The sequence below is a fragment of the Psychrobacter sp. Ps7 genome, assembly GCF_022129225.1.
In the GTDB taxonomy this organism is placed as follows: domain Bacteria; phylum Pseudomonadota; class Gammaproteobacteria; order Pseudomonadales; family Moraxellaceae; genus Psychrobacter; species Psychrobacter immobilis_A.
The window spans coordinates 69,969-83,278 of record NZ_JADQAH010000002.1 but is presented as its reverse complement, the minus strand read 5'-3'; the positions used below and the strand labels follow the sequence as shown (position 1 = coordinate 83,278).

The 13,310-nt window shown below is 42.6% G+C and carries 13 protein-coding genes; all 13 read right to left on the bottom strand.

Annotated elements, in window-relative coordinates; genetic code table 11:
• Window positions 1–852, bottom strand: a complete 852-nt coding sequence (locus I3257_RS01370; protein WP_226950193.1) for a ThiF family adenylyltransferase — start codon at window positions 850–852, stop codon at window positions 1–3.
• A 165-nt stretch (window positions 853–1,017) separates the two neighbouring features.
• Window positions 1,018–2,007 (bottom strand): TatD family hydrolase, encoded by a 990-nt coding sequence (locus I3257_RS01365; protein ID WP_238048573.1) that lies wholly within the window; start codon window positions 2,005–2,007, stop codon window positions 1,018–1,020.
• 187 nt (window positions 2,008–2,194) lie between these two features.
• Window positions 2,195–2,383, bottom strand: a complete 189-nt coding sequence (locus I3257_RS01360) for a hypothetical protein (protein WP_238048572.1) — start codon at window positions 2,381–2,383, stop codon at window positions 2,195–2,197.
• Window positions 2,384–2,620: 237 nt separating this feature from the next.
• Window positions 2,621–4,867: a type II secretion system secretin GspD gene (gene gspD, locus I3257_RS01355; protein ID WP_238048571.1), complete on the bottom strand. Its 2,247-nt coding sequence runs from the start codon at window positions 4,865–4,867 to the stop codon at window positions 2,621–2,623.
• A gap of 186 nt (window positions 4,868–5,053) precedes the next feature.
• Window positions 5,054–5,950 (bottom strand): type II secretion system protein N, encoded by an 897-nt coding sequence (locus tag I3257_RS01350; RefSeq protein WP_238048570.1) that lies wholly within the window; start codon window positions 5,948–5,950, stop codon window positions 5,054–5,056.
• On the bottom strand, window positions 5,951–6,778 hold the full coding sequence (gspN, locus tag I3257_RS01345) for a type II secretion system protein N (RefSeq protein ID WP_238048569.1): 828 nt from the start codon (window positions 6,776–6,778) through the stop codon (window positions 5,951–5,953). It lies immediately after the preceding gene.
• Between the two features lie 330 nt (window positions 6,779–7,108).
• Window positions 7,109–7,432, bottom strand: a complete 324-nt coding sequence (locus I3257_RS01340) for an H-NS histone family protein (RefSeq protein WP_045453321.1) — start codon at window positions 7,430–7,432, stop codon at window positions 7,109–7,111.
• A 425-nt stretch (window positions 7,433–7,857) separates the two neighbouring features.
• Entirely contained in the window at window positions 7,858–8,295 is a 438-nt protein-coding gene (locus tag I3257_RS01335) for a BLUF domain-containing protein (protein ID WP_201561037.1), read from the bottom strand.
• Between the two features lie 62 nt (window positions 8,296–8,357).
• Window positions 8,358–8,876, bottom strand: a complete 519-nt coding sequence (locus I3257_RS01330; RefSeq protein ID WP_238048568.1) for a BLUF domain-containing protein — start codon at window positions 8,874–8,876, stop codon at window positions 8,358–8,360.
• A gap of 115 nt (window positions 8,877–8,991) precedes the next feature.
• Window positions 8,992–9,603, bottom strand: a complete 612-nt coding sequence (locus I3257_RS01325; RefSeq protein WP_238048567.1) for a hypothetical protein — start codon at window positions 9,601–9,603, stop codon at window positions 8,992–8,994.
• A gap of 698 nt (window positions 9,604–10,301) precedes the next feature.
• Entirely contained in the window at window positions 10,302–10,925 is a 624-nt protein-coding gene (gene ssb, locus I3257_RS01320; protein ID WP_238048566.1) for a single-stranded DNA-binding protein, read from the bottom strand.
• Window positions 10,926–11,189: 264 nt separating this feature from the next.
• Window positions 11,190–11,753 (bottom strand): DUF3833 domain-containing protein, encoded by a 564-nt coding sequence (locus tag I3257_RS01315; RefSeq protein ID WP_238048565.1) that lies wholly within the window; start codon window positions 11,751–11,753, stop codon window positions 11,190–11,192.
• A 119-nt stretch (window positions 11,754–11,872) separates the two neighbouring features.
• The gene (locus I3257_RS01310) at window positions 11,873–13,237 is read right to left on the bottom strand and encodes an MFS transporter (RefSeq protein WP_238048564.1); all 1,365 of its coding nucleotides are present in this window, start codon (window positions 13,235–13,237) and stop codon (window positions 11,873–11,875) included.
• Window positions 13,238–13,310: the final 73 nt, after the last annotated feature.

The following is a 13,310-nucleotide window of genomic DNA, read 5'->3' as shown; positions in this document are numbered from 1 at the left end:
TCAGACGCTCGGCTTGATGCCCGCCTGTTTTATTAATAACTGTAATGCTTCACTCACCATAATCATCGCAACCACCGATGTGACCACTACTGCTGAGCCGTAACCACCACACTGCAAACCGCCTGTCTGACAACTCTTATCTACACGTGGTGGCTCTGTAGAGTAGACACATTTGATCCCGAACTTTTCTTTTAGTGTACTATTAATGCCTTTTTCGTGGCGCAGCTTATTGCGTAATTTGGCAAGTAAAGGATCTTGGTAACTGTCACGCAAGTCGCTCACCCTAATCTGACTAGGGTCTATCTTGCCACCTGCGCCGCCTGCACAAACCAGTTTTAATTTATTAAAACGACAATGTAGCGCGATGGCAAGCTTGGCATTCATATCATCTACGCAGTCCAAAATAACCATAGGTCTGCCTTGAGCAACAGCGGCTTTTGCTTCATCGCGACTTGGCAATAAAGTGGCGACGTTTTCTACAGTTAAAAAATCATCGATCAAGTTTAGCGTTACTTTGGGATTAATTTCACGAATACGGGTGGCCATCGCTGCAATTTTACTCTCACCAAAGGTGCTGTCTAGTGCAGGCAACTGCCGATTGACATTGGACGCAACCAATACGTCCAAATCGATCAACGTAATAGTGCCCACTGCCGTTCTTGCCAAAGCCTCAGCTGCCCAAGAACCAACGCCTCCAACGCCAATAACGTATACATGCGCATCGGCAAAAGTAGTGACAGCTGTCGTACCATAAAGAGTGCGCGTACCTTGAAAACGGCGTTCATATTGCACATTGTCTTCGCTCAGCTCTTCTGTCTTTGTAACGTCTTCGGTGCCAATGGACTCTGTCATTGTTTGCTCAAATGGTTGTATTTCACTCATAACAGATTAAATGCTCTTTTAAATTATTTTGGTGGCGCTTATATTACGTCAATTTCTTGATTCACGGCTATATCATTCACTATCATATCAATGGCTAGCCATACAATAAACCGTCAGTGACTAAAATATGTGGCACTACGATAACGGATAATCCCATTTTGTTTGCAAAGCACTGCAACTGTTGTGCCACAATTGCTTAGCAAGACTGGCGGGTGGTACATTGAGCAACTCACTCAAGCTTAGCAACACCCATGGCAAGTTGGCAGGTACATTTCTATTATGTACGGCTGTACTCCTCCTTGCACTGTCTGATTTTTGAGTTGGCACTGATGAATCATGGTCAGATATTTGGCACATGATAGGCGTCATATCAGGGCAATCCGTTTCTATTACCAAACATTCAACACCATAGCTATCAACCGCTGCTTGAATGGCGCGGCGCAGTTTCTTAGCATTGGGATTAGTGATTTGACCAGTAACCCCAAGCTTAAATCCCAACTTAACAAATGCTTTGGCTTCTTGCGTCCCACCACTAAAACTATGCGCGATACCGCCAAGTTTGTGCGCATCGTAGTCATGCGCTTTTAGTATGGCCAATGCTTCTGCATGTGCTTTACGAATATGTAGCATCACTGGCAGCTGATGAGTTACCGCCATGTCCAATTGTGCCTTAAAAAATCGTACTTGTTTGGCAAATATGTCAGGCGCTTTCATCGCCTCAGTGAAGGTGTCTAAACCAATCTCGCCGATTGCTAATGGGCGTTTATCAGCAATCCTTTTTGCCATAGCGGTTAAATGAGCGTCAGTATGCTGTTTGATATAAAAAGGATGCAAACCGACCGCAATATGGCTACTAAAATTTGACACTTTTTGTCTATCGACATTGGCTGTCGTAGGTAATGACAGCGTATTTAACAGGCGTTCAGTCTCATACATCCGCTCAAAACGCTGATATAGATAACCCACTAATATCAGATGGCGTACCCCCTGATTGTGAGCCTGCTGCATCAGTATTTCTCTATCATCATCAAATATAGGGGCATCAAAATGAGTATGCGTGTCAATGAGAGGATAAATAGTAGGTAAGGGCTGTTTGATCATCTTAGGTGAATCGATAGGGGTCATTGATAGACTCCAAAATTAATAGTTTTCAGCGAGGCGTTCCGTGATTTGTCATTCAATAGACATTATTTGTCATTTTATAGCAATCATCACGTCAATGAACACTTTAGGATGGCAACTTTATTTAAAATGATTTCGACAGTTAAAAAATGCCAATCAACAAAAGAGCTTTTGATAAGTAAAGAGACCTTCAACATGCCCTATTAGTATTATCATGATTGGCTTTTGCATTGTGCCCATCTGAGTGCTCATCTGATACATTGTGCTCATCTAACGGTCTGGTATCAGCTTGTCGACTGCTACGCCGAGGAATCACCAATAAGGCGGTGGCAGCGACTGCTAATAAAAACCACTTTTTAGTATTTGTATGACTTGTCATTGCTTCCACCCCTACCTTTATATCATCATCTGCAATATTTATCAGCAAGTGTTCATACTTACTACTCAATTACTCATTAGTATACTGCGATATAAAAACTGCTATGTTTATCTGTGTTATGAATACGCAAGCTAATGTACGGCGTAGTTTATTTATTACACCGTGTCTCTACATGCTATAAGAATAGGAGGCAAGCGCTTTATTAACCTATCATTAATAAAGCGCTTTTTTGAGTGCTTAACGATTCAAAGGATAAGTTGTCATACCATTATTAGGACTGTCTACTTTGGTAAAACCTTGAGACTGAGACTTTGGTGTCTGATCGCGCTTAGGAACAAGGGGATTGAGCGGCATCAATTCATAATCTGCACTAACATCGCCATTCCAACCTTCCGTACCGCTCAATGGCAGCTGTTTGATGGTACCGTTTTTATCAATGACCAATTGTAGGACGCGCATTTGGTTAAATTTGCGCTCGGTGACACTGGCGACTGCCCTGCCATCACGTAGGATGGTTGGCTGTAAAAATATGATTAAATTACTTTTTTGCGTCGTGTCATTGTCAGAGCGGAACAGTCGACCAATGACTGGTACATTACCCAAGCCAGGGACTTTTTGTTGGCGCGTGGTGCTATTTTCACGCATCAAGCCACCGAGAGCAATGGTCTGCTGATCATCAGCCAGAATCGTCGTATTGATGAGACTTTTATTGGTGATCAAACCACTGGCGTTACCCGTACTGCCCGGCACCACCGAAGAGACTTCTTGTGAGACTTCCAAGCGTACGGTGCCATTGTCGCCAATATGAGGAATGACATTTAGGTTGATACCAATATCCTGACGATCAATGGTTTGAAAGGGATTGCTAGAATCGTTGCCACTGGTGGTAAAGGAACCTGTCACAAAAGGCACGTTTTGACCCACTAAAATACTGGCTTTTTCGTTGTCCAATGTCAAAATTGATGGCATAGACAGCAGATTGGCACTGGTAGAAGAATCAAGTGCTTGCAAGATAGCCCCATAAAACTGGGTGTTTCCCTGACTGTCTTTGCTGCTATCACCAATACCAATCAAAGCACCAGCTATCGATCCTGCTGCTGCACTGATACTGGCGGCACCGCCACCCAACGCCGCGGCAGCAAGTGCTGTAGCACTCGCGCCTACGTTATTGAAGTTTACGACTCCGTAGCCGCTATTGGCATTGCCAAGCGCCCATTGAACACCAAGCTGGGTCGCATCATCACCTGACACTTCTACAATAGCCGCTTGAATCAATACTTGCGCGCGGCGACTGTCCAACTGATTGACCGCATCTTCAATCTCAAACATTAGCTCAGGTGCTGCATTGACAATAACGGCATTTTGGGTTTCATCAGCGATAATACTAAAAGGTCGCCCGCCAACACCTGTACCAGCACTACTCGAATTGGCACCAGAGGTCGCTGAGGTCGTCGCATTGTTCGTTGTGTTAGTGCTAGACTCATTAGTCAAAGTAGCGCCCGTGCTACTGGAATCGTTCAATGATGCCGACTCTAACGAGGACGTTGCTCCAGCGCTATTAATAGATTGATTGGCGAGCAACCCGCGTAGCATATCTGCAATATGACCTGCACTGGCGTATTTTAATCGAAAGACGCGCAGACCACTCAAACGCCTTGTAGGCGTGGTGTCCAATTGATTGACCATCTCTTTGACTTTAGCAATCATCTCCGGACTGCCTTTCACCAACAATCTATCACTAGAGGTGTCAGCGATGACTTTAAGCTGGTTATTACCACCTTGTGCTTGCCCGCTACCAGCGCTTGCAACCAAGGCGCTAATCAATTCCATCATACGTTCAGCATCGACGTGACGTAGTGGTATCACTTGCAAACTGTCATTGACGTTGCTATCTAAATCGCGGATGAGCGACGTCAGCTGATTAAGACTATCTGCACGATCGGACAATACCAAGGCATTGACACCAGGCACGGCAGCGGCATGAGCTGATTGGGGCATAAGCGGACGGATGACACCCAGCACTTCTGCGGCTTGGGTATTGGTTAAATAAATAACACGAGTAGCTAATGCCTCACCAACACTGTCACCGCGTAAATCAACAGCCACGCCAGATTGTTTGGCGACATTATCTGGCACCAATTTGATGGTCGTTCCCGAGTCAATCGCTGCAATACCGTTGACTTGCATCACACTCAAAAACAGCTGATATATTTCGTCACGCGACAAGGCTTTGTTAGAAATCACCGTCACATTGCCATTAATACGTGGATCAAGGACAAAGTTTTGGTCAGTGATGGTTGCCACCTCATTAATAAAGGCTTTGATATCGGCATCTTGTAAGTTGACTTTCCAGCTCTCAGCACTCGCAAGACCCGTACTGGCAGCCCATAATGGTACGGCGAGGCAAAGAGGACGACACAGGCGCATCAGGCGCTGCAAAACATGGTACAGAGGCGTGACTGAAAAATTATGAAAACTTACCATATTGATGATTACCTACAGTGATGTCGCTTAGTATGTACTGGATTTATTGTGTGCTAAGGTGCTCAATGATTGCTTTGCTCACTTAACGTTCTGCCCACAATGGCATTATTTAAGTGGCACTATCTAAATACTTATTTACTTAAAACTTGTTTACTTAAAATAAGAGCTCTCACCCATTTATTGTGCTTAAAACTGCTGACGAATGGTAATGACTTGATCGCCGCGTTGTACCTCTATTTGCGCCTCACCTGATTGCTGTACCTGTTGCAGCACACTAGCATCTTGGGCAGGATTACTACCCACGCTTTGACCATTAACCGTTAGCACTTTATCACCTGGCTCAAGTCCTAGACGATTACGCAGCTTTGCTGGCATTGCAGGTGTTACCTGATAGCTTTCCCCTGCTGCCATAACCCCCATCCTACTCAAATAACTGGCGGGGTTTTCTTGCAATTCTGTCACCGCCTCATCGATAGCAGATTGCGGGCTACTGTCACTGCCTGTCTCAGCGGACTCTTCCTCAGTATTTTGTGTAGGCTGAGAGGCGTTTGGCAGCATGCTGTTCTCTGGCAAGCGCTGATTACTGACGGCACCTGCGATCATGTCACTTTGGTCTAGCGGCATCGCGGCTGGCATGCTAATGACGGTTTGCTTGTCGCTAGCATCAGCGATGACAACCGAGTTCCAGTCGACAGCGACAAGGGTATAGCCACTGTCTTTTAGCGCATCACCGATTCGATAGTTTTTCACTTCACCATTGATATCCAGTAGTGCCGAGGACATGCTCTCTGGCATTGCTAACAGAACGCCTTTTAGATTGACATTGGGCGGTGGCTGCACTGCTGCTGCAATAGGATCAGGGTCTGCAAAAATAGCAAATAATCCACTATAGTCCTTGCCAGATGCCGATGTGTTTTGCAAAGGTGCTGGTGGCAACATCGGTGCCAATGGTGCTGCGAGCAACAACCATAGTAATCGAGCCGCTGTCCAACATAACCAAGCAACAGCCAATAACAATACCCAACCTGAGAATCGATTAAGGGTGTTAAGCACAGGTTTTAAAGTTGTAGAAACATTCATCATCTAGCGTGTCCCCAGCCCATTTAGCAACGGCTGACGCACACTAACAACTGGCGTATCTTGAGGTGCTTGCCCTTTATACTCAGGCATACTTTCTAATAAACGCTGCGTCAAACTGACATCCAACATATTATCGCCATCGATATATAAGTCGCCCAAGCGCTTATCTTGATTGTTTAATAAATTGATATGGAGCAGGTTTTTATTGTTTTTTTGCTCGGCACTTAACTCAGCACGCATCGCAGGCATGGTCAGATAAAAAACCTTGCCACCGCTAGGATAACCTATCTCACCGCCGACCCATGTCAACTGACCATCCGCTTGACTAAAACCAGATGAATTTTTTGTTGAAGCGTTTTCTGCGGCGGCACTTGAGCCAGACTGACGGCTGAGCGAGACATTATTGACCTGAATCGGTGTATTGGGCAATTGCCAATCAACCAAACTTGCCAACGTCTCAGGTGCTATCTTGCCGCTCATATCATCCACTTGCCATGAGCTGGTGCCTATTTTTACTTGTCCATTGAGGCGAGTTTGTGCTGAATTAATATCGACCTCTGCACTTATCTTACCCAATAACAAATGCCATGGCTGCCACGACCATTTTGCCGTACCTGTGAGCGGTGTCGCTGCTAAAGGCATCTGCCAGATAACGGAGCCTTGCCATAAATTACCCGACACATGCTGTACATAAGGCGTTTCGGGAGCATACTTTTCAAGCAGCCACGCCGCTGGCATTTGCAACACAGCAAATAATGCAAATAATACAAACCCAACCAGCCACCACAGCTTACGAGGGCGCTTATGAGACGACGCAGATACTTGGGGCACGGTTGCATAACTCTTATATAAGACAAAAACGTCATTATCATAACAAACAATGGCATACAGATGACAGAAAAAAAGCCAGTATCTTTTTACCAAAATAATGGCAATAAAGATACTGGCTTTTATCAGCTTCTAAGACGAAAGGACTATCACGATCCAACGCTATAATTGCACACAAATCATGAGAAACAAGCCCGATGATCAGAGTAGATGTAACATGGTGCTTTTTTAAAACAGAACTCATTTAAACAAGCGCTTATTTTAGATAGCCTTTAGTAAAAATTGCACCTTGCTAAATCTAAACCGACATCATCCTGTTAACCATTACACTATCTAGATAGCAAAATCTTCGATACTACGACCTGCTGCTAGCGCTTCAACCAACCACGTTGGCTTGCGACCACGGCCAGTCCATGTTTCTTCGTTATTGTCAGTATTGCGATACTTGATGCTACGTTTTTTCTCTAGCGTTTCACCAGCTTTTAGAATCTCTTCGATAGAGGCATTGCTGTCTTCTGCAATTTTCTCAAACTGCATATAAGCGTCATACAAACGCTGATGTTGTTTTTTGGCAATAAGCTGCTGGGCATTTTCAGTGATGGCACGTAGCTCATCAACGTTCAGGTTTTCTAAATCAATGGCGGTATTTTTGCTCATAATAAATCCAACTGTAAGATAAAAAATATAACCTTAATAGATATTATTCACTATTAAGAACTAAGAATGACTTATTCATCATTAAATACAACGATGAATGTCAAAAATCGATATTTTTTCAACCAAATAAAATATTGTTAGCCACAATACCTAAGGGCGTAGATAATATAAACAAAAAACCTTGCTATCACAACAGTAGATTATTATTTGTTCTATAACAAAGGTCAGTGAATAGTAAAATCGGGTAAATAAAAAATCACTATTTATTTAATAGTTATTCGTAAACAGTTATTAATTTTAAGATAAAACCAGTCTCTATAAACAATGTCCTAAAAACGGTTAAACGAATAACTCAGCAAACATAAATCTATTAAAAATAGCGACCAATTTATATATACCTACCGATTAGTTAAAAGCGCCATTGATTAATCATGCTGATCGCTAAGCTCATTCATCAAATTATAGGCTGCTTCGGCGCTCAATAAATAGGGATTAAAATCAATCGTTGTCGAATATTTTAAATAAATCGCCGCATTTTTTTCAGTCGGGGAAGCATAATTCATGGACCATTTAGACCATGCTCGATGCTTTAACTCACGTGTTTCAATAACCTGTAAGTCATGATGACGCGGATCAGCAATTAAACTATATAACAGACGATTGATCTGTGCTCTTGGCCCTTCAACGGTTTGCAAAAAATAATCTTTATTAAACGTCAGCATACCAGTGATGCCATTGGCGGCATTATTTACTTGTGCTTGCTGCAAGATTTCGTTGAAGTCGTTGGCCGATACATCTGGGTTGGCACGGCTAGCGTATGTCATGCTCATCAAAATGTGTGCATCTTCCATTGCTGATGTCATATCTTATCTCTTGTAAAATGTCATGGGTGTGATGGTCCTTAGCGTTTATAAACGTCAGTCAATTAGCCAATAGAAAACCATGGTTTCTTCTTTTTGGCGGCGCTCACTGCTTCTTGCTCTTGAAGGTCTGATAACGTCTCAATCAACATCATGATTTGATTGGTGTTCATCAAATAAGGATTAAACTGAGTACCTGTCGAAAATTTGAGCGCAAGTCCTTTGTTTTCATCGCTTGGAATCAAATACTTCATTGACCATTTACTCCAATGGCGCAACTCTACTTCACGGCATTCGATGATTTGTAAGGCATGATGCCGATCATCTTTAACCAGTTTTCTGAGCAATTCATTGATGACGGGTCTCGCTCCTTCAATACTTTGCAAAAAATAATTGTGATTGAACACCAAAGCACCTGTAATACCATTGCGCTCATTGTTTTGCTGAGCTTGTGTCAGGATGCGCGTTACTTCACCTTCAGGATTGTCGGTGTTATAGCGGCTAATATAAGTTAAACGTAAAATAATATGCTCGCCATGATGCATTTTTAGGCGATTTAATTCTGAAAGCTCAGCTGATTCCACAAAACACTCCAATTAGTTTGCTAAATTTTTCACCTATCACCACCCAGCTACTGCCTTTTATAACCGAGTATTTGTGGTATAAGTCATTTTTTTTATAACATAAGTCGCGTATATATTAACGTTGAATTTTTTTGATAAAATCATTCATGCCGCGCGATAAATTACTGCTACTGGTGCTCTGTATTTCTTTGACCAAGCTCAATAATTGCGAGCTATCCGCGCATTGTTCTAAACTCAACAAGTAACCCCAAGCTTCTACTGGTGGGGCGTTTTTTTCAATATAGTTGGCCAACTCTGACTTTATCGTTTCGTAGCTCGCACCAGACAACCTAGCCTTGAAAATACTACTGATTGATTTCTTGCCTAATGCTGCCATTTTATTGAGACCTTTATCATTAAAGGTGCGATCAAACTCTGTCTCAATATTTCTTTCAGACGACGATGCTTGAGACTGATAAGCCGTCGATGCTTGCGGCGCAGTGAATGTTTGGGAGGCAGCATTATCAGCGCCCACTATCTCTATGCACTCAAGCCCTAACAGCAACTCAAATAGTGGTGCAACACCGCCAAAATCGGCAAACATTTTGCTACGATCAAGCGTATCAAGATAGCTTTGATACGTGCGTTTGCCATCGATCATAATAAGCAATGTTCTCGCTTCACGCGGCAATATGCCGAGACTCTGAGATTTAATCTCTTCTCTGCCCAAATTAGTTTTTTGAAACACATCACCATCTTTCATTCTTTGTACTCAGCACTAGCAGTAAGGTGGGCACTTTTATAGTCAATTGATTATAAAAGCGTGACAGCTTTAACCTTTCACATTGAACCAACCCTATCGTAAGCGGTCGACCAGATGAATTTTTATTATTTCGACTATTGAACAGTCAAATTTTGACTTTTTATTGGTTAATAAAAATTACTTTAAATCAAAGCCCCACATTTAATATTGTTTGAATTATTGATTCGAGTGGATTATATCAACCCATTTAATGAACCGTTAGCATTAATTAAATCCAATAGAACAGACGGTCTATATAGGATATGAAAGGTAGTTTTCATAGATTTCAATATAAAATTTGATAAAACAATAAGAATAAAAAAATCGATAAACTCAATAAGGCAGGCTAATATTTATCCGTTTTATCTTCTTACTAAATCGTTTACCAACCAATAATTAACTTTCTATTCTTTAAAATAACCATCAAGGCGCAACTTTAAAAACAAACAAACGTTTTACTTTTTTAGCGAGATAATATAGCAATTGACAAAGTCTATCTTTCTTAACGCGCTCACTCTCATACGACCTTTATGCGCACTATAGAAAATCTATTTTTTTAAGTCATTTATCCCTAGCCATAAAAAAACCCTGCAATTGCAGGGTCTTCTATAGATTATTCTTAACAGATAACTCTAAGGTATATCCTAAAACGGAATATCATCATCGACAGGACCGTCAGGCATTGCTGTTGGCTTTGACTGTGCAGGCTTTTGCGCAGGTTGATTGAACTGATTCTGCTGAGCAGGTGCGCTTTGATTGTTAAAGCTGTTTTGACCACCTTGAGCAGCTGACTGGTTGTAACCGCCTTGCTGTGCTGGCTGATTGTTTGCTTGCTGACCAAAGTTGTTTTGATTGCTTTGACCACCTTGATTGCCATAGCCACCACCTTGACCCTGATTTTGACCGCCAAAGCTATTATCACTTTGACCACCAGTCGCACCATCTAGCATTTGCATTTGCTCAGCACGAATCTCAGTAATATAACGGTCTTGACCATTGGGATCTTGATATTTACGGGTACGCAAACTGCCTTCGATATAAACTTTACTGCCTTTACGCAAATACTGCGCGGCAATTTCACCCAAACGATTAAATAGAGAAATACGATGCCATTCCGTCGCTTCTCTTTTTTCGCCACTTTGCTTGTCGGTCCACTGCTCTGACGTTGCAACCGAGATATTGGTCACGCTACCGCCGTTATTAAATTGACGTGCCTCAGGGTCTGCTCCAAGGTTACCGATGATGATAACTTTATTAACTCCGCGCATGATACCGTCCTTTTACTTATGAATAATTTTATGAATCGCTTTAATGACTGTGCAGCTAAGCGCATTCATTAATGATTTTACTGTAATCAATTTTTATTGGAATATCTACAAGCTATCTATTAAAGACGACAATCTATGTCGTTTAGATATATATTATAATTTCTGGGTTTAAAAAACCATGATATTGCTATTTTGCCATTTTATTAAGCGAATTAATACTATTACCAGTTACTGACTTATCAACTCACTCTGTCCTTTATAAACTTATTTAGAATCATTGCTCTCATTATTGCGATGCATGCTCAAAGTGACGCTACCCAGCTCTACGCCAAATTTTTTCATGACTGAGCGATTGAGCATGACGTTTTTATCGACCAGATACATCCAGTCATCAAAATTCACTTTGTAGGTTTTATCCTCAACGGGTAGCTCTAACAAGTAATTCCAATGCAAGGTATTGCCAACCACTTTCCCTGTTGCCTCGCCAATGACATCGCCTGCTGTTCCTTTCCAGCTACCATCAGCTTGTTTGGTCAATCGCCATATACGCTGTGATTTTGACCCATCTGCCCATGCGAACTTCTCATCTAAAACGATGACATTATCGCCTTCGTGAGTGGCATCAATATCGACGTAAAAGCGTTTTTTAACCTCGCCATTGCGACCTTGAAACATGCCCCAACCATCGATTTGACCTGAGAAGAACTCATGCATATCGAGCGTGGGCGTGCTGTTCTGATAGGCTTGGATATTTTGCGTGGCACAGCCAGAGGTCAGTAGCGTGGCTGACAGCCCAAAGCCTATCGCTAGCTTTTTAAACTTACTCATATTAATTCCTTTTAAATAGAGATGAACGATTAAAATTCGCTTATTAATAATGACTGCCTATTCAGTTGTGTCTATACAGTGTTATTTATATCAACCTAAGAGTGTTGCTTATGTACGTTTTAAATATCTAGTGGACTCTGTGCCAAACTCGATAGCTGCATCCGCGAGTCATCTGTCAATTGTGTCTTGTCTAGCTTGAGATAGGCAACTTGCTCTTTTGCCATCACGACCAGCTCATCGACGCCATCTACCGCCAGCATTTGCCGTGACCAGTCTTGGATATTAATGTCTTTAGGGATGGTCACCGTGGTACTCGATAAATACGGTGGCTGAGCAATCGGAATGATAATGAGTAGTGCCACGCCCATAATGACGGCTAAAATACCCCACGCCAGCAAATTCGGCTGACTTAATAACAAACCACCCATCGCCCCGCCGACAAAAGCGCCGAAGAACTGGCTGGATGAATTTAGCCCCATCGCTGTGGCTTTATTGGCGACAGGGGCGCGCTTAGATATCCACGAAGGAATCGTTGCCTCAAGCAAGTTAAAGCCCATAAAGTACAATAACAGACCTAATATAATACCAACGCCAACCTGACTGCCAATGGCCAATATCGCTAAAGCAGCGGTCATTAACGCAATCGCGCCTAAGAATACTTGGCGCATTTTGCGTTTCTTTTCAGCGATGATAATAAAAGGAATGGCGACGGCAAAACCAATAAATAACAGCGGCAAATAAACCAAGCCTTGCTGACGTACCGACAGACCCATCACTTCATTAAGCTGATGCGGCAATATCACAAATATCGCCGTCATGGTTAGATGCAGAGCAAAGATACCGATATGTAAACGGTTTAAATCACCGATTTTGAGGACGGTCGCTAATTGTTGACCAATAGTTTTATTGTCTAAATTGTGTTTAAGTACTCGTAGCGGTGTCGGCACAAACAACAGTAACAGCATCGCCAAAACAGCAAAGCCTGAGGTCAACCAAAATAAACCAGAGATACCCAGCGAGCCAACCAATAACGGACCAAAGGCAAAAGCGAGCATGATAGAAGTCGCAATGGTCAAGCCCATCGTTGCCATCGCTTTGGTACGCATTTCTTCGCGCGTCACATCAGCCAATAATGCCATCAATACTGCAGATACCGCGCCACTACCCGCCAGCGCCCGACCAATGATAACTTCGTAAATATCAGTCGCATTTGCCGCAATGATACCGCCGAGAGCAAATAAGATGAGTCCTAAAAAGATAATCGGCTTACGCGGGAATTTATCCGCAGCAAGACTCATAGGAATCTGAAATATCGCCTGCCCTAGACCATAAATACCGACCGCCAAACCAATCAAAAATGGCGTCGCGTGCGCATAATTGTCACCATATACAGAAAACACAGGCACAATCATAAACAGACCAATCATCCGCAAAGCAAATATACCACCGACCCCGAGGATTGCCCGTTTTTCTACGCTATTCATACTTGCCTCACTGGTTCGTCATTGCTGATTTATCACTACTGCGCTGCTTATACTATTGTGATGCTATCAATAC

What these genes read in the sequence shown, in the direction of transcription:
- I3257_RS01315 (WP_238048565.1), bottom strand. Translation starts at nt 11,753, where the DNA reads ATGAGTAAGTTTAAAAAGCTAGCGATAGGCTTTGGGCTGTCAGCCACG.
- I3257_RS01365 (WP_238048573.1), bottom strand. Translation starts at nt 2,007, where the DNA reads ATGACCCCTATCGATTCACCTAAGATGATCAAACAGCCCTTACCTACT.
- ssb (WP_238048566.1), bottom strand. Translation starts at nt 10,925, where the DNA reads ATGCGCGGAGTTAATAAAGTTATCATCATCGGTAACCTTGGAGCAGAC.
- I3257_RS01335 (WP_201561037.1), bottom strand. Translation starts at nt 8,295, where the DNA reads ATGACATCAGCAATGGAAGATGCACACATTTTGATGAGCATGACATAC.
- gspD (WP_238048571.1), bottom strand. Translation starts at nt 4,867, where the DNA reads ATGGTAAGTTTTCATAATTTTTCAGTCACGCCTCTGTACCATGTTTTG.
- I3257_RS01360 (WP_238048572.1), bottom strand. Translation starts at nt 2,383, where the DNA reads ATGACAAGTCATACAAATACTAAAAAGTGGTTTTTATTAGCAGTCGCT.
- I3257_RS01310 (WP_238048564.1), bottom strand. Translation starts at nt 13,237, where the DNA reads ATGAATAGCGTAGAAAAACGGGCAATCCTCGGGGTCGGTGGTATATTT.
- I3257_RS01350 (WP_238048570.1), bottom strand. Translation starts at nt 5,950, where the DNA reads ATGATGAATGTTTCTACAACTTTAAAACCTGTGCTTAACACCCTTAAT.
- I3257_RS01340 (WP_045453321.1), bottom strand. Translation starts at nt 7,432, where the DNA reads ATGAGCAAAAATACCGCCATTGATTTAGAAAACCTGAACGTTGATGAG.
- I3257_RS01370 (WP_226950193.1), bottom strand. Translation starts at nt 852, where the DNA reads ATGACAGAGTCCATTGGCACCGAAGACGTTACAAAGACAGAAGAGCTG.